Origin of the sequence: Arthrobacter sp. ISL-72 (assembly GCF_018613755.1) — a bacterium.
Lineage (GTDB): Bacteria > Actinomycetota > Actinomycetes > Actinomycetales > Micrococcaceae > Arthrobacter.
In genome coordinates this window covers 1-14,583 of sequence record NZ_JAGGPP010000015.1, presented here as the reverse complement: position 1 = coordinate 14,583, position 14,583 = coordinate 1, and the positions used below count along the sequence as shown (strand labels likewise).

The following is a 14,583-nucleotide window of genomic DNA, read 5'->3' as shown; positions in this document are numbered from 1 at the left end:
TCGGCAGGAGGCGACATAATCGGCATGCTCACCATCGCCATCGGCGCCCTGGCAGGATCATTGCTCCGCGTCCTCCTTCAGCGCGCACTTGCCGGAGCCACCGGTCCCCGAACGGAATGGGTCGCCGAGTCCGCGCTGGCCCTTGTCCTGGGCCTGATCACCGGAGTCGTCCTGGCCACCGGGTCAGGCCCGTCCTCCGCGCCTCTGGCAATGGGCGCGGCCGCCGGGCTAACCACGTATGCCGGAACAGCCTTCGCCATGTCCTGGCTGAGGCAGGAAAGACCCGATCGCGCACCCGTCGTCCCGGCTGCGCATCTCCTCTTGTCCCTCGCCTTCTCGCTCGCCGGGGCAGGGGCCGGCGCTGCCGCCTGGCTGGCATGAACCGGGGTCCCGCGTGCCCGGCCGGGGACCTGTGCCGAGGCCGCGGTGGCTGACGAAGCAAACATCCCCGCGCCGGATCACGTTCCGGAACCGCAGGCGGTCCCCGGGCAGGACACGCCAGGGGAGGATGAGGAAGCGTGGCTGAACAAGGGGATCCTCGGGGTCGGCACCGCCTCGTTTTTCAGCGATGCCGGCCACGAACTGGTGACCTCCCTGCTTCCGTCCTTCCTGACATCGACCCTGCACGCGGGCCCGGCCGCCCTCGGTGCCATCGAAGGAGTCTCAGATGCGTTGGTGGGCCTGAGCAAGCTTGCCGGCGGCCCCCTCGCCGCTGAACCTTCCCGCAGGGCCAGGATCGCTTCGGGCGGCTACCTTCTCACGGCCGCCGCGACGGCGCTGATAGGCGCGGCCTCGATGGTGTGGCAGGTCGCGGTGCTTCGCGCCCTCGCCTGGGCAGCCCGCGGAATCCGTTCACCCGCCCGGGACACCCTGCTGGTCTCCATCACGCCACGTGCGGCTTACGGGCGGGCAGCGGGCATTGAACGCGCCGGGGACAACGCCGGCGCGATCGCCGGGCCGCTGCTGGCCGGACTGCTCGTCGGACTGATCGGCGTGCGCGAAGCCATCCTGCTTTCCTTCATCCCCAGCATCCTGGCCGCCGCCGCTATCACCCTGGCCGCCCGTCAGGCCCGCCACGTCCTGACCACCCCTGCCGGGCGCACCAAGCTCAGCTTCAACCTCGGGGAACTGCGCCGCAGCGGAGCCGCCCGGGCACTGATCCCGGTGTCCTTTTTCGAACTGGGCAACCTGGCAACGACAATGCTGATCCTGCACGCCACGGATCTGCTCACCGGAGAAGGCCGGGACCCTGCCGCCGCGACAGCCCTGGCCATCTTCTTCTACGCAGCCCACAATGGCGCAGCGACCGTCGCTTCCCTCATCGGAGGTCACCTCGTGGACCGGACAGGGCCACGTCCGGTCTTCGCCGCCGGCGGGACGGTCTATGTCGGCGCCTACCTGCTCTTCGCGTTCAGCCCCCACACCTGGGGACCGGTGCTGGCAGGATTCCTTCTCGCCGGGATCGGCATCGGCTTCGCAGAGACAGCCGAATCGACCGCCGTCGCTCTGGCACTTCCGGACAGACTGCGCGGCAACGGATTCGGTGTCCTTGGCCTCGTCCAGTCCGCCGGCGACATCGGCGCCACCGTCACCGCAGGGATCCTGTGGGCCGTCTTCTCACCCGCCGTTGCATTCACCTACGCTGCCGCCTGGATGCTTGCCTCCGTCCTCTTCTCCCGCGCACTCGCCCCGGACAAGGCACAGGCAGGCTCCTAAAACGCCAGGGCACAGACACCGGGCGAGCAGCCAACAGTCCGGACGCCCCGGCTCGCTACCTGCCTTACACCGCTCCTGCCAGGGCCAGGCCCGCCGCCGTGGCAGCTACCGCCGTGACCGCTGTGCCGATCCCGTTCAGGAGGGCCAGCCCGGTACGGCGGGACTGGATGAGCCGGACGGTCTCGAAGCTGGCCGTGCTGAACGTGGTGTATCCACCCAAGAACCCGGTTCCCGCGATGGCCTGCAGCTGGGCAGGTGCGGCGTGGACGATCACGGCCCCTGCCACCAGTCCAAGGAGGAAGGAGCCGGTGATGTTGATGACCATGGTGCCCACAGGCAGGGCGATACGGACTTTGGAGCGGACCAGCCCATCGACGACGAACCGTGTCCCGGCACCGAGCCCGCCGGCCAGCCCAAGTAAAAGAACGGTCAACGCGTTCACGGGAGATCCCCCTTCCGGTCGGGGCGAAGGGTCGCCTCGTGGCGCCTTGCGCTCATCCTGGAGTGGTGCCCGGAGGCCACCCGGATCCCGGTCACTGTTGCCGCGGCGCCGCCGATCACCGTGGCGGCAAGGTAGATCAAAGCGTCCGTGCTCCGTCCTGCTCCGATCAGGGTGTTCGTTTCCAGGGCCAGGGCGCTGTAGGTCGTGAAAGCGCCCATGAAGCCGGTCCCGGCGAGCAGCCGAATGAACCTCAGCCGCCCGGCGTCCGGGCCGCGCCGGACCAGGGCTTCCAGCAGGGCCCCGAGCAGCAGCGCTCCGGTGAGGTTGATGACCAGGGTCGGCAGCGGCCACCCGCCCGGTGACGGCAGCGCCCCGCTGAGCCCATACCGGGCCAACGCCCCGAACACGCCTCCCATGATGACGACGAGCACGAACCCCGGGTGCAGATGAACCGGCCTGTGGGCGCGCGCCTGCCCGAGCGTCCCGGCATCGTCCTCGTCTTCGTTTATCTCTGCCGGGTCACTGTCGATGGGCAGCTGCCTGTCACCGGTGGCGTCCATCCTTTCGTCCGGGCGGTCCGGTGCTGTGGTCTCAGGGGGAATCGGCTCCATCAGTGGCCCTCCTGCCGGTGATGCTTCGTGTGGGGGGCGAGCGGGACGACCAGGACGGGCCGGTGCTGGCGGTGGGTGAGGTGGACCGCGACGGAGCCGACGAGCAGCTCCTCGAACCGGGCCCCGAGGCCACGTTCCCTGATGCCCACCACAATGACCGATGCGTCCACCGACTCGGCCAGCCGTCCCATGGCCCGGGCGGGGTCCCCGGCGAGCATCACGAAGGACCAGTCAATTCCGGTGCTGTCCAGCGCGTCCTGCAGGCGTTCCCTGATGCTCTCGCTGATCCCTTCGATGTCATCATCAATTCCGTCCGGATCAATCGGCAGGGCTTCGACGCGGCCGTCCGGTTCCTTGACGAGGTAGCTGGTGACATCCACATAGGCGCAGATCAGGTTCACCTTCAGGCTGTAGGCCAGTTCCGCGGCGCGGTGTGCGACCGCCAGGGGCTGGCCGGGCACGACGCCCATCAGCACCGGCCCGGTGATCCGACGCGGCACATAAGCTGTCGGCCCGGTGGCGGGCCGGGTCTCGTTGGCTGGCTCATTCATGGGCGCTCCTGTTCGGGGTCGGCGTCGTTGAGGTACGTTCCAGTAGGCCCGTAGGGCAGGGACGGGTCCTCATCGGTGATTTCCAGGAGGCGGTTGTATTTGGCAACGCGCTCCCCGCGGGCCGGCGCCCCGGATTTCAGCTGCCCGCAGCCGGACCCGACCACAAGATCAGCCACGAACGTATCATCGGTTTCCCCGGACCGATGCGAAACCATCGCCCCGAAGCCACCCTGGGAGGCGGCGGTGAGGGTTTCGAAGGTTTCGCTCACGGTCCCGGCCTGGTTCGGTTTGATCAGCACTGCTGTCGCGGAGCGGTCGCGGATGCCGTCCCGGACCCGGTCCGCGGAGGTGACGAACAGGTCATCCCCGACGACCTGAACCCGGTCCCCGAGCGATGCCGTCAGAGCCGTCCAACCCTCGGTGTCTTCTTCGGCCAGTGGATCCTCCAGGCTGCAGATCGGGTAATCGGTGATGAGCCGCTCGTAGTAGGAGATCATCTTCTCCGGTGTGTAGGACTGGCCTGCGACGGTGTAGGTCCCGTCGGTGTAGAAGGAGTTCGCGGCAGGGTCCAGGGCGATCGCGACCCCGTGCCTGCCCGGGGTATAGCCGGCGTCTTCGATGGCGGCGACAATCAGATCCAGTGCCTCCTCGGGGCGGGCGATGTCCGGGGCATACCCGCCTTCATCACCCAAACCGGTCGCCAGACCCTGCCGGCGCAGGCGCCGGGACAGGGCATGGTAGACGTCGGACCCCCAACGCAAGGCATCGGCGAAGGACGGCGCACCGGCCGGAGCGATCATGAATTCCTGGAATTCCAGCGGGTTCGCGGCGTGCTGGCCGCCGTTGAGGACATTGAAGTGCGGAACCGGCAGCCGCCCGCCCCGGCCCAGCGCCTGGGCGATCCAGACATGAAGAGGCGTCCCGGCGGCCGTCGCGAAAGCCCGGGCAGCGGCCATCGACACCGCGACGATCGCGTTGGCCCCGAGCCGGGACCGGCCAGGGGTTCCGTCGAGCCCGACCAGGGCCTGGTCCAGGTCCGCCAGGGTCTGCCAGCTCCGGGACGCGAGCAACTCGGCCATTTCCGTCCTGACATTGGTGACGGCTTTCTGCACGCCCCGGCCGGAGTACTTCTGGCCGCCGTCGCGCAGCTCGACCGCCTCATGCGCGCCGGTGGATGCCCCGGACGGCGCCGACGCAACCGACACCGTGCCGTCCGATGTCGTGAGCCAGACTTTCACCGTGGGGTAGCCCCGGGAGTCCAGGATCTGCAGGGCGCGCACCCCGGTGATCTGAAGGTCATTCATCATGATGTTCTCCGTTCCTTGTCTCAGGTCCCGCCGGCGGCAGCGACCAGGGCGGCGGCGGTCCGCGCCGCCAGCGGGTTCAGATACTCCCCGCCCCGCACCGCCGGCACCAGGCCAGGGGTGAAGCGATAGGCCAGCGGGTGCCCGGTGGGGATGTTCAGGGCCTCGACCTCGGCATGGGAGAGCCCGTCCAGGACAAGGCACAGCGCCCGCAGCGAATTGCCGTGCCCGTTCACCAGCACATCCTCTCCCGCGCGGATCCTGGGGCGAAGGTGCTGGTGCCAGAAGATCCGGACACGTTTGACCACCCCGCACAGCGATTCCGTGGGCAGGACCGCTTCGGGAGGCAACCCCGCGAACGCCCGGGTGCGCCGGATCGCGCCCAGCTCGGCGCGTGACATCGGAGGCGGCGCCCCGTAGTAGGAGCGCCGCCAGAAACGAAAGACATCCGGCCCGAGCTCGCTGAGCAGTTCGCTCCTGGCCCTGCCCGTCAGGGAGCCGTAACTGCGCTCGTTCAGTTCCCAGGCCGCAAAGACCGGCACGTCAAGGGCGCCCAGGACATCAAGGACGATGCGGGCGGTGGCCCGGGTGCGCGTCAGCGTGGAGGTGTAGACCGTGCCGGGGGAAAAGGATGATGAGGCCAGCAGGGCTCCGGAGCAGGCCGCTTCGTTTTCCCCGAGCGGGGTCAGGGGCGGGTCGAGCAGGCCGGTGAACCGGTCCTGGGCGTTCAGGACGCTCTGGCCATGGCGGAGGAGGACGAGCGCGCCGCGTGCGGGCATGAGTCACCTACCTTCGGATCAGCAAAGGTAGGAACCATTAGCCAGGAGGCGGTTCGAACGCCCCGCACCTTGCGTGCGGGCTGTTCCGGCGGGATCCATCACCGTGAACAGAGACTACAGGGACAGCCGCGGTGGCCGCCACACTATGACGCGGTCAATCTCCCTGTTCGGCATCCTGGCTGTCCGGTCCGGGCCAGGCCTCCTCCGGGTCGGTCGCCAGGTACAGGGGCAGACCCCAGCCCGCGAAAAAGCCTATGGCCTCGATCCAGGACGTGTTCTCCATGGCGCCCACCGGGGCCCCGTAGTCCGTCATGGACTCGGTCAGGTGCCTCATCCGTGCCCGGATCTCCCGCAGCCGTGCAGCCACGGCGTGCCGCAGCTGCTCCGGCAGCGGTCGCCGGGCCGCCAGGTGGAAACAGCACAACAACACCGGGTCGCCGGCCCCCTCCGGGGTACCGGGATGACAGTCCGGGCACACCCTGTCCCGCCAGAGGCCCACCGTCTCAAGGCACCAGGTTGTGGTGTGGACCATGGCGTTCGCTTCAAGGGTCAGTGCTTCGGTGTTGGAGTTCGCGTAGCCCATCCGCAAACCCGGCAGGTCCGGGGCTGCCATATCCTGGCAGATCCGGCACGGTCCGATAGGGAGAAGCACCTCGTCCGGATGCCGGTGCACCAGTGAACTCTTCCGGTCAAGCCCGTCGGCGACGTGTTCAAGGAGATCCTCATACAGGATCGTGACATCAAAAGGCTGGTGCCCTCCGCGGGCGCCCGCGCCGGCCTGCCACAGCTCGACCTCCACTACCGCGTACGCCCAGGCATGCCGGGGACACAACCCCAGCGAGGCGCGCAGCAACCGGCGCATACTCCCGTCCATGATGTCCCCATGGATGAAAGACCACAGTTGGCGCGCTTCCTCCGCAGACAATTCCAGCGGGCCGATGGGCACCAAAACGCCGGTGAGCATATCCCGTTCCCGCGTTTCCGTGCCGCGGGGCCTGCTTCGATTTCCTGCCATAACGAATCTCCTGCCCTTCACAGTCGGGGCAGGAACCATCAGCCAAATTGGCAGTGCGGACCGGGCGTCAGCCGGTCCCGGTGGGATCCATCACCGTGATACCAAGGGTAGACCTGCCCGACCGGCCGCGGCAGTCCTCTCAGGGGCATTTTGGCGGTCCTGGCCGAAGTGCCCGGCCGCCGAACGAGGAGGTGGTTCGTGGCAATAGCTGCGGGGTCATTGTTGCGTCCGGTGACGATCGTTTCTTCCGTTCGGTACCTCGCGGTGCTGCTCGGGAGAGCGGCCGTCGTCCTCGGCTTCAACGGTGCCGCCGGAACCGGTGTTTTCCGTCATGACTGCGGACCGGGGGCGGGATCTCAGGGCCAGGAAGAGGCCGAAGCCGGTAAGGAACAGCAGGCCGGATACCCAGGTGTTTATGCGCAATCCCATGATTGTGTTGGCATAGTCGGAGCGCATCAGCTCGAAGGCAAAGCGGCCGGCGGTGTAGGCTACGATGTAGAGGGCGAACACGGAGCCGGCCCCGGGCCTGTACCGGCGGTCCAGGAACATCAGTAGGAAGGTCGCTGCGGCCAGGCACCATAGTGACTCATAGAGGAACGTCGGCTGGAAATATCCGAGGATCTCCGGGGTGCCATCGGCCGCGGTCACAGCCTGGCCGGTGACGGAGTTCATGTTGTGGATCTGAAGTTTCCATGGCAGGTCCGTCGGCTCCCCGTACAGCTCATTATTGAACCAGTTGCCCCAGCGGCCCAGTCCTTGGGCCAGGAGCAGACCAGGCGCGGCGGCGTCGGCAAATGTTGCCAAGCGGACACCGGTACGCTTGGCCCCGATCGCCGCACCGACAAGACCGAGGGCGACGGCGCCCCAGATCCCGAGGCCACCTTCCCAGATCCGCAACGCCCCCCAGAGGTCCTTGCCGGGCCCGAAATACAGCTGGTTGTCCGTGATGACGTGATAGAGCCTGCCTCCGATGATGCCGAACGGAACCGCCCACATGATGATGTCCAAGGCCTGCGCCGTCGTGCCGCCCCGGGCCCGGAGGCGGCGGGCCGCCAGCCAGGCGCCTATGACGATTCCTGCCAGAATGCAGAGCGCATAGAACCGTATCGTCAGCGGCCCGATTTCGAACGCGCTGACCGTCGGGGACGGAATAAAGAAATCCGGTAGTACTGAAGTTTGCATGGGAGCCTGTCCCTTGTTTAGGAGAAGAGGGCCATCACGCCCTTCTAGATCGTAATCGCAAAGGCAGCGGATGCTTGATCGGTACACAATGATCTGTGTTGACCGGACCGGTGTCTCAGGACCGCGGGCCTCATTGGGAGGACTCCGACGGGAGAAGCTGCAACGCGCCCCTCTGGCCAGGCTGGCTGGGTCCCGTCGATGTTGCAGCCTCTGCCTGGTTCGTGCGGCGCTGCTTCCTTAGATGGCTGGTTTGTGGTCCCTGCCGCGCATTCGGACAGCGACGAGGATTCCGGATGCTGCCGTGAGGGCGGCGACGAAGGTGACGGCCGCGGGGATGCCGTAGGCGTCGGCGAGGAGTCCGGAGAGCAGTGCGCCGATGGCGAATCCGCCGTCGCGCCACAGCCGGTAAATTCCTACAGACCGGGCCCGCCAGCGCGGGTGCGCGACATCGCCGACCGCGGCCAGCAGCGCCGGGTAGACCATCGCGGTCCCGGCCCCGAGCATTACCGCGGCGACCAGCCAGGTCCCGAAACCGGTGCCGACGGCGACCATCGCCAGCGCAACTGCCTGGACCAGCATGCCGGCGACGATCAGCGGCTTACGCCCGTATCTGTCGGACAGGGTCCCGGTCACCAGCTGCCCGACACCCCACACAGCCGGGTAGACCGCGGCGAGGATGCCGATCTTCTCGATCGTCAGGCCGCCCGAGGCGAAGAGGATGGGGAACAGGCCCCAGGCCAGCCCGTCGTTGAGGTTGTTGACCATGCCGGCCTGGCTGATCGAGGACAGGGATCTGTCCCGGAAGCTGGTCAGGGTGAAAATCTGCCGGTTGCCCAGCTCAGCGTAGGCGTCAGTCCGCGCGTTGGTGTGGCTGGCGGCTTCCAGCGTGGCGTGGTGACGGGTTTCCTTCACGGCCAGCACGGACAGTCCCAGGCCGACCGAGATGAAGGCGGCGCCCATCAGGAACGGCCCCGGCCGGAGACCGTAGGTGGCGGCGATGTATCCGGTGGCCACGGCGGTGCCGGCCACACCGAGGTAGCCGGCGGCCTCGTTCAGGCCCATGGCCATTCCGCGCCGTGACGGGCCGACGAGGTCCATCTTCATGATCACTGTGGTGGACCAGGTCAGGCCCTGGCTGATGCCCAGGACGACGTTCGCTGCCACGATCCAGCCCCACGACGATCCCAGGATCAGCATCACCGGTATGGGCAGGGCGATCAGCCAGCCGGCGACCAGCACGGGTTTGCGGCCATACCGGTCCGAGAGGGCCCCGGCAAAGTAGTTGGTGGCGGCCTTGGCGAGGCCGAAGGCCATGATGTAGGTCAGGGCGCTGGTGTAAAGGTCAAGGTGGTACACCTGTGCTGCCAGTAACGGCAGCACCGTCCGTTCCTGGCCGAGAGTTCCACCCACCAGTGCGTTGACGGCCACGAGCAGCACGAATTGAGCGAGGTTCTGCCGAAGGCCCAGGACGATCTTGCCGTCGGGGCCTTTGCTGTGGGCTGGCGGGCTTGGCTGGCGGGTCATCGTCCCCTTTCCAGGGAGCGGTTGGCCGCGTGCGCCCAGTCCGTAACACCCCCATCCAGCACAGCAACGTCGGTGCGGCCGGCGCGCTCAAGGATGCTTGCTGCCGTCATGGCCCGCTCTCCGTGCCGGCACATCAGGACAATGGGGCCGGCCGGTAACTCGGAAAGGTGTTGCACGAGTCCCCCCAGTTCGATATGGCGGGCGTTGGAGATGTGACCTGCCCTGAATTCTGCCGCCTGGCGTACATCGACGACGGACGAGGAGACTTGGGAGCCCGTAACGAGGCGCCCGGCCCCCATCAAAGACGACGTCATTGTTCTGCTGGCATCACCCCAGGCAGGAAGGCCGACGTCGAGCTCTCCGGCGAGCGTGTCTAAGCCCACCTTGGCTGCCGCCCAGGCGATGTCCTCGGGATCCTGGTCTGGACTGCGCACGATTACCACCGGCTGCCGGGGATCGAGCAGCCAGCCGAGCCAGGTGGCAAACACTGGGCGGAGTGCGATCGACAGGGAGCCGGGAATATGGCCGGAAGCGAAGTCCGCTGGCCGGCGGGTGTCCACGATCTGGGCGCCCTGGTCCTGGAGCTCGAGTACTTGCTCAAGGGAGAGCGGGGTCAGAGCCGGGGCGTCTGCCAGCGCGGCGGGTCCGTGTAGATTTACTTCCGCCAGCCGAAGGAAGTAGTCCGGGAAGGTGCCAAGCGAGCTGAGCAGGGCCTCGACGAATGCGTCCCCGCCGGTGACCTGCAGGAGCGGATTCGTGGCACGTTCCCGGCCGATCGTCGTCGTCCGTTCCGCCCGTGAGCCGGCGGAGCAGAAGGACCCGGCACCGTGTGTGGGCCACACCGGGGTTTCGTCGGGCAGTTCCATCAGCAGCTGCAGGGAACGGTACTGGGCACGGGCCAGTGGCACAGTCAGGTCCGGGCTGACCAGGTCTGTCCGCCCCGCGGTTCCTACCATCAGGGACCCGCCGGTGAAGACACCGGCCAGCTCGTCGCCGTCGAGCAACAAGTATGAGAGGTGCTCGGGCGAATGGCCCGGTGTCGCGAGTGCTTGCAGGGTATACGCCCCCAGGTGGATCTGGTCCCCGTCCGTCAACCCGGTGGGGGCGAACCCGCGGGGGCCGGCTTCCGGCGCAAGAACCGTGGCTCCTTCGGTTTCTGCCAGTTCACGTACCCCCGAGATGAAATCGGCGTGCAGGTGTGTTTCGGCGGCGAACGCTATGGTCAGTCCGAGCCGGCGCGCCTCCGCCCGTATTTGGCGCACGTCCCGCTCCGGATCGACCGCCAGCGCCAGTCCCGCGCCTAAGTCCAGGAGGTAGGTGGAATTGCCCAGCCCCTCATCAACAATGGGGATCAGATGCAGGTTCACGGTGATACTCCTCTGTATTTGGGTCTGTTGAGGTGTGCGCCGGTGCCACCGCCGTCAGTTCGCGTTGAACTCGATCGTCAGCGGGATGGACCGGCCGAGGGAGTCACCGACAGGAGAGGAGCGCTCGATGCGCTCGCGCAGTAAGCGGATCTGTTCGTCACTGGCACCCGGAGCATTAAGAATGATTTTGTAGGAGATCCCGGTGTAACCCGACCCCGGTGCCTCAAGGCCCAGATACGCCCGGACGTTGAAGTGACCAGTGGCTTCGACGCGCAGGTCCTTGACCTCGAGCCCGAGCAGTGCAGCGTGCAGTGCGATAAGGTCGACGTCGCACGCGGCCAGTGCCGCAAGAAGCGCCTGCATGGCATTGAAGTCCTCATTGCCGCCGATGTGCATGGTCTTTCCTTCAAATTCCACCCGCGACCGTGATCCGCCGACCCAGCGCGCTGTGACGGCAGGCCGCCTGTCGGCCACCGAGGCGTCCTTTCGTACCTCGTCGCGAAAAGCTTCCCACCCCGCGACGCTGATGCCGTTAACCCGCGACTTCGTCCTGTTTCCCATCTGACTCAACTTCTTTCTTCTGCTGTAACTCGTACGGCGGTCAGTAACTGAAAGTGGTGGCGCCGTCGTCGCCGATCCAGTTCCACATGGCAAAGGTGCGTCCCGGTTCAGCGTTGGACAACAGGTTTCCCTTGTCGATCTTGTGTGCGTCGAAACAGATGGGGTACATCAGGAAACGGCCACCGGCCTGCTCAAACCGCCCCATGAGATCGTCCAGGGTAGGGCAACCGTCGCATGCGATGGCATGCCAGAAGCCCGGGCCTGCGATCCGGACCGCCTCCTTGGTGAGGAACATCAGGGTAGGGTGGCCGCTTTGGCCGCTCCCGCCGTGACCAAAACGCAACCGTCACCTTCTCGGAATCTTCAAGTCCCGTGGTCAGGCTGATAACTGCTTTGTTGCCCATCTTGATCCTCCTGGTAGGCAGATTGCGAGAGCACCGTGCTATTCAATGGTTTTCTTGAATAGACACCCTGGAGGAGTGTATTGTCAAGAGAAAACTTGAATATAATGATCGTGGAGGTGATGGCATGTCAGATCATGCGGCTAAGGAGTTGCTCTACGACGCACTCGCCCAGGCGGCGAAGGCGCTGTCGAACGGAAGGCGCGCCGAGCTGGTGGACGTCCTCGCCCAAGGCGAACGGCCTGTCGAGGAACTCGCAACCGAGATCGGCCAGACCGTGGCCAATACCTCCCAGCATCTGCAACGGCTGCTGCGCTCCGGGTTGGTCAAGACCCGCCGCGAGGGAACGAGTGTCTACTATTCGCTTTCCGGCCCTGTGGTGCACGAGCTGTGGCGAGCCATGCGCCAGTCCGCGGAAGAGCACGTGGCAGGACTACAGCAGATCGTCGACGACTATGTGGGGGACCGGAGCCAGCTCCGCACCATCACGCGGGACACTCTCCAAGCCCGGCTCCGTGACGGCAATGTGGTGGTGCTCGACGTGCGGCCCGGCCCTGAGTACGCTGCCGGCCACATCCGCGGCGCCATCAGCATCCCCGTAAGCGACCTGACGTCACGCCTGGGCGAAATTCCCGAAGATGCAGAGGTGGTGGCCTACTGCCGCGGTCCCTACTGCGTGTACGCCGACGACGCGGTCCGGATCATGACCGGCAACGGCCTTGAAGCCGCACGCCTCGAAGACGGCTTCCCGGAATGGGCCGCCGCGCACCTCCCCACAGAGGGACGCAGCCCCTAAATGCGCAAAAGGGTTTCCCGGCTGACGGTAGGGCAGGGGCAACCCAGCGGGTCCAGCGTTCCGGTTCCTGCGCTGCCCGCCCTGGCGGCTTCGACGAGGGCACGAAGAGCACCTCCCTTTCTGGCGGTTTCCCACTTGCACCTACTATTCAAGAGTTCTCTTGACAAGCCTCCCGTCCCGGGTGTCTTATTCAAGTACCTACTTGAATAAGAAAGGGGGTGGTGGCTATGTCCACCATCCAAACTCCCCAAGGACAGCAGTCCCGCCTCCGGACGGGAGCTGCTCTCATGACGCTGGCCGGTCTGGCTTTCGTGGCGTACGCCGCGATCTTCCTCATCCTCAATTTCACGGACACCTTCCTCGAACTGGGCATCGGCCCCGATCAAGTCGATAAGGGGAAGGCGGAGATCGAGGCGTTCAGCCCCCAGCTTTATCACTACATCAGCCATCTGCACATCGCGGTCAGCGGCTTCATCGCTGCGACCGGGCTGGCCGTCGCAGGCCTGTCCTGGTACGGGGTGCGCCGGGGAGAACGCTGGGCTTTCGCCACGGCCGTCATCGTCCCGGTCGTCGGGCTCGCCGTGGCCCTCCCCGCGCACTACCCATGGGGTCTGGCGACGCTTGGACACCTCGGCCTGATCTACCTCGCCGTCCTCATTTTCCTCGTCGGAGTCGTGACAGCCTACAGCGGAATGCGAAGCCCCACGACGACAGACCACTGACATTCGACTCGACGGCCTAAAGCACAGCCCCAATGTCCTCGTAGCACGAGAAACAGCGGAGCCGGAAGTCTTCCGTCGGCTCCGCGGCTGTCTGGCCAGGTGACGGGGGCGGGAAGCTCGGATACTGCGCGGTCCGTACTCCCTCTGCGGACGAGCTTGGCGCCGCCGGACGCGTTGTTCCTACAAGCAGAACGGCAGGCGGACCTTCAGGCTGCGCCCGGGCGAGCCCCCCGCACCAGCTACGGGGTCTTTGCCGGACCCGAAATACAGCTGGTTGTCTGTGATGACGTGATAGATGTCCAGGGCCTGCGGCGTCGTGCCGCCCGGGGCCCGGAGGCGGCGGGCCGCCAGCCAGGTACCCACGACGATTCCTGCCACGATGCAGAGCGCATAGAACCGTATCGTCAGCGGACCAAGCTCGAACGCGCTGACAGTGGGCGATCGTATAAAAGACGGCAGTACTGAAGCTCGCATGGGAACCGGGCCCTTCTTCAGGAGAAGAGGGCCTTCGTGCCCTTCTGGATGGTGATCGCCACGGCAGCTGCTGGCAACAACACCAGTTTCGCAGTGCACCGGGCCTAACCCAACTCATGATTTGCTGGTCGCCCGAGCGTTCCGTTTCCCCTATGGCACCGATAGTTCGACACCAGGCGCGTCTGAACCATTACCCTCATGCCCGGCCTGGACCGCGTCAGGAGTGAGGCACAATGCTGGTCCGTTCCAGTGTGCCGGGCTAGGCTGGTCAAAAGTGCCGTCCGTGAGGAAGAGGCAATGGGCCGGCCGTATTCGCGTTTACAGGGGAGGCTTCGCAGGCGCAAGCCACCGCGAAGCGTCTTGTCGTGGTTTCTTTTGGCGGTTCTCGTGGTGGGAGCGGCCTCGTATGTCCAGGGAGCCCGGTATGGCCTGGCTACGGCACAGGCAAAGCCTGCTGTGCTGGATTACCTGACAGCCCCCGGCACATCCCTGCCAGCGGAGACCGGCGTCAGGGCTGACCGGACCAGCACGGCTGAAGAATCCTTCTCAGCCCCGGCAGCGGCAGTTCCCGTAGCGTCACCAGCCCGGGACTACACAAGGGAGCATGACTGCTGCGGGCCTCGTCCCGCCCCCAGGAGCGAACCGGCTCCGCTGCGCACCGTGGCCCCGGCCCCTCCGGCGGGTGCTCCCACGTCCTCCCCGGGCGGGGACGGTCTTTTCGCTGTCACGCCACAGGACCCGGACCTGCCGGTCCTGACGGTCATCCAACTCTCCATCAGCCGGACGTAAACCGTCCGCGTGTTGGACGCATGCACTCCCCGGCTCCAGCTTGGCCACGGCCAGAGATCCTGATACATCCGGCACGGAAAGCCCCCCGCCCTGCCTCCCGTATGCCCGACCGCCGGCGGCAGGGGCATGTTCCAATACCGCGTGAACCATCCCGGTCCGCCCTCGGGCGGGACTGACCCGGAAACTTGTTCATTCACCCAAGAAATTCGAAGAGAGAGAACAATGACACACGTACAGTCCATGCTGGACACCTATCCGAAGGACCTTGGCAGCGTCGACAAGGCCAAACTCGCCGAATGTATCCAGGCGTGCTTCGAGTGCGCCTGGTTGGGCCCCGGTTAGCAGTCCA

16 protein-coding genes, 1 pseudogene and 2 riboswitches are annotated in these 14,583 nt (G+C 66.3%); of the genes and pseudogenes, 5 read left to right on the top strand and 12 right to left on the bottom strand.

Features of this window, described 5'->3' with window-relative positions; translation table 11 throughout:
• The first annotated feature begins 426 nt into the window (after positions 1–426).
• Positions 427–1,716: an MFS transporter gene (locus J7I92_RS14410; RefSeq protein WP_214841531.1), complete on the top strand. Its 1,290-nt coding sequence runs from the start codon at positions 427–429 to the stop codon at positions 1,714–1,716.
• Positions 1,717–1,780: 64 nt separating this feature from the next.
• Here the strand turns inward: J7I92_RS14410 and crcB are convergent, their stop codons facing one another.
• The 11 genes from crcB to J7I92_RS14355 form a co-directional block, all read right to left on the bottom strand.
• The gene (gene crcB / locus J7I92_RS14405; protein ID WP_214841690.1) at positions 1,781–2,149 is read right to left on the bottom strand and encodes a fluoride efflux transporter CrcB; all 369 of its coding nucleotides are present in this window, start codon (positions 2,147–2,149) and stop codon (positions 1,781–1,783) included.
• 5 nt (positions 2,150–2,154) lie between these two features.
• Positions 2,155–2,769, bottom strand: coding sequence for a CrcB family protein (locus J7I92_RS14400; protein WP_311380363.1), 615 nt, complete (start codon positions 2,767–2,769; stop codon positions 2,155–2,157).
• Positions 2,769–3,320 carry a universal stress protein gene (locus tag J7I92_RS14395; RefSeq protein ID WP_214841529.1) on the bottom strand — a complete coding sequence of 184 codons (552 nt, stop codon included), beginning with the start codon at positions 3,318–3,320 and terminating at the stop codon, positions 2,769–2,771. The genes J7I92_RS14400 and J7I92_RS14395 overlap by 1 nt, the downstream gene beginning before the upstream one ends.
• Complete coding sequence (gene eno / locus J7I92_RS14390) at positions 3,317–4,627, bottom strand: phosphopyruvate hydratase (RefSeq protein ID WP_251039947.1); 1,311 nt, start codon at positions 4,625–4,627, stop codon at positions 3,317–3,319. Before eno ends, J7I92_RS14395 begins: the two co-directional genes overlap by 4 nt.
• Before the next feature lie 20 nt (positions 4,628–4,647).
• Positions 4,648–5,403, bottom strand: coding sequence for a 2,3-diphosphoglycerate-dependent phosphoglycerate mutase (locus J7I92_RS14385; protein ID WP_214841526.1), 756 nt, complete (start codon positions 5,401–5,403; stop codon positions 4,648–4,650).
• 21 nt (positions 5,404–5,424) lie between these two features.
• Positions 5,425–5,515: riboswitch (Fluoride riboswitch) on the bottom strand.
• Positions 5,516–5,557: 42 nt separating this feature from the next.
• Positions 5,558–6,418 carry a hypothetical protein gene (locus tag J7I92_RS14380; protein WP_214841524.1) on the bottom strand — a complete coding sequence of 287 codons (861 nt, stop codon included), beginning with the start codon at positions 6,416–6,418 and terminating at the stop codon, positions 5,558–5,560.
• A 22-nt stretch (positions 6,419–6,440) separates the two neighbouring features.
• A riboswitch (Fluoride riboswitch) is annotated at positions 6,441–6,522 on the bottom strand.
• A 112-nt stretch (positions 6,523–6,634) separates the two neighbouring features.
• Complete coding sequence (gene lgt / locus J7I92_RS14375; protein WP_214841522.1) at positions 6,635–7,600, bottom strand: prolipoprotein diacylglyceryl transferase; 966 nt, start codon at positions 7,598–7,600, stop codon at positions 6,635–6,637.
• 237 nt (positions 7,601–7,837) lie between these two features.
• Entirely contained in the window at positions 7,838–9,124 is a 1,287-nt protein-coding gene (locus tag J7I92_RS14370; RefSeq protein ID WP_214841520.1) for an MFS transporter, read from the bottom strand.
• A complete protein-coding gene (locus J7I92_RS14365) occupies positions 9,121–10,491 on the bottom strand; it encodes a rhodanese-like domain-containing protein (RefSeq protein WP_214841518.1) in 1,371 nt (456 codons plus the stop codon). The genes J7I92_RS14370 and J7I92_RS14365 overlap by 4 nt, the downstream gene beginning before the upstream one ends.
• Positions 10,492–10,545: 54 nt before the next feature.
• The gene (locus J7I92_RS14360; RefSeq protein WP_214841516.1) at positions 10,546–11,052 is read right to left on the bottom strand and encodes an OsmC family protein; all 507 of its coding nucleotides are present in this window, start codon (positions 11,050–11,052) and stop codon (positions 10,546–10,548) included.
• A 40-nt stretch (positions 11,053–11,092) separates the two neighbouring features.
• A complete protein-coding gene (locus J7I92_RS14355) occupies positions 11,093–11,347 on the bottom strand; it encodes a peroxiredoxin (protein ID WP_251039946.1) in 255 nt (84 codons plus the stop codon).
• A 233-nt stretch (positions 11,348–11,580) separates the two neighbouring features.
• On the opposite strand from J7I92_RS14355, the gene J7I92_RS14350 reads away from it, so the two are divergent.
• Both J7I92_RS14350 and J7I92_RS14345 read left to right on the top strand, forming a co-directional pair.
• Entirely contained in the window at positions 11,581–12,249 is a 669-nt protein-coding gene (locus J7I92_RS14350) for a metalloregulator ArsR/SmtB family transcription factor (RefSeq protein ID WP_214841514.1), read from the top strand.
• A gap of 227 nt (positions 12,250–12,476) precedes the next feature.
• Complete coding sequence (locus tag J7I92_RS14345; protein ID WP_251039945.1) at positions 12,477–12,971, top strand: hypothetical protein; 495 nt, start codon at positions 12,477–12,479, stop codon at positions 12,969–12,971.
• A 180-nt stretch (positions 12,972–13,151) separates the two neighbouring features.
• Here the strand turns inward: J7I92_RS14345 and J7I92_RS14340 are convergent, their stop codons facing one another.
• Entirely contained in the window at positions 13,152–13,445 is a 294-nt protein-coding gene (locus J7I92_RS14340; RefSeq protein ID WP_251039944.1) for a prolipoprotein diacylglyceryl transferase family protein, read from the bottom strand.
• 360 nt (positions 13,446–13,805) lie between these two features.
• Between J7I92_RS14340 and J7I92_RS14335 the strand changes: the two genes are divergently transcribed.
• On the top strand, positions 13,806–14,234 hold the full coding sequence (locus J7I92_RS14335) for a hypothetical protein (protein ID WP_214841512.1): 429 nt from the start codon (positions 13,806–13,808) through the stop codon (positions 14,232–14,234).
• Between the two features lie 222 nt (positions 14,235–14,456).
• Positions 14,457–14,558 (top strand): annotated as a pseudogene (locus J7I92_RS14330) (four-helix bundle copper-binding protein); the annotation flags it as partial.
• Positions 14,559–14,583: the final 25 nt, after the last annotated feature.

What these genes read in the sequence shown, in the direction of transcription:
- lgt (WP_214841522.1), bottom strand. Translation starts at nt 7,600, where the DNA reads ATGCAAACTTCAGTACTACCGGATTTCTTTATTCCGTCCCCGACGGTC.
- J7I92_RS14360 (WP_214841516.1), bottom strand. Translation starts at nt 11,052, where the DNA reads ATGGGAAACAGGACGAAGTCGCGGGTTAACGGCATCAGCGTCGCGGGG.
- J7I92_RS14385 (WP_214841526.1), bottom strand. Translation starts at nt 5,403, where the DNA reads ATGCCCGCACGCGGCGCGCTCGTCCTCCTCCGCCATGGCCAGAGCGTC.
- J7I92_RS14355 (WP_251039946.1), bottom strand. Translation starts at nt 11,347, where the DNA reads ATGTTCCTCACCAAGGAGGCGGTCCGGATCGCAGGCCCGGGCTTCTGG.
- J7I92_RS14345 (WP_251039945.1), top strand. Translation starts at nt 12,477, where the DNA reads ATGTCCACCATCCAAACTCCCCAAGGACAGCAGTCCCGCCTCCGGACG.
- J7I92_RS14395 (WP_214841529.1), bottom strand. Translation starts at nt 3,320, where the DNA reads ATGAATGAGCCAGCCAACGAGACCCGGCCCGCCACCGGGCCGACAGCT.
- J7I92_RS14350 (WP_214841514.1), top strand. Translation starts at nt 11,581, where the DNA reads ATGTCAGATCATGCGGCTAAGGAGTTGCTCTACGACGCACTCGCCCAG.
- J7I92_RS14380 (WP_214841524.1), bottom strand. Translation starts at nt 6,418, where the DNA reads ATGGCAGGAAATCGAAGCAGGCCCCGCGGCACGGAAACGCGGGAACGG.
- eno (WP_251039947.1), bottom strand. Translation starts at nt 4,627, where the DNA reads ATGATGAATGACCTTCAGATCACCGGGGTGCGCGCCCTGCAGATCCTG.
- J7I92_RS14340 (WP_251039944.1), bottom strand. Translation starts at nt 13,445, where the DNA reads ATGCGAGCTTCAGTACTGCCGTCTTTTATACGATCGCCCACTGTCAGC.
- J7I92_RS14370 (WP_214841520.1), bottom strand. Translation starts at nt 9,124, where the DNA reads ATGACCCGCCAGCCAAGCCCGCCAGCCCACAGCAAAGGCCCCGACGGC.
- J7I92_RS14400 (WP_311380363.1), bottom strand. Translation starts at nt 2,769, where the DNA reads ATGGAGCCGATTCCCCCTGAGACCACAGCACCGGACCGCCCGGACGAA.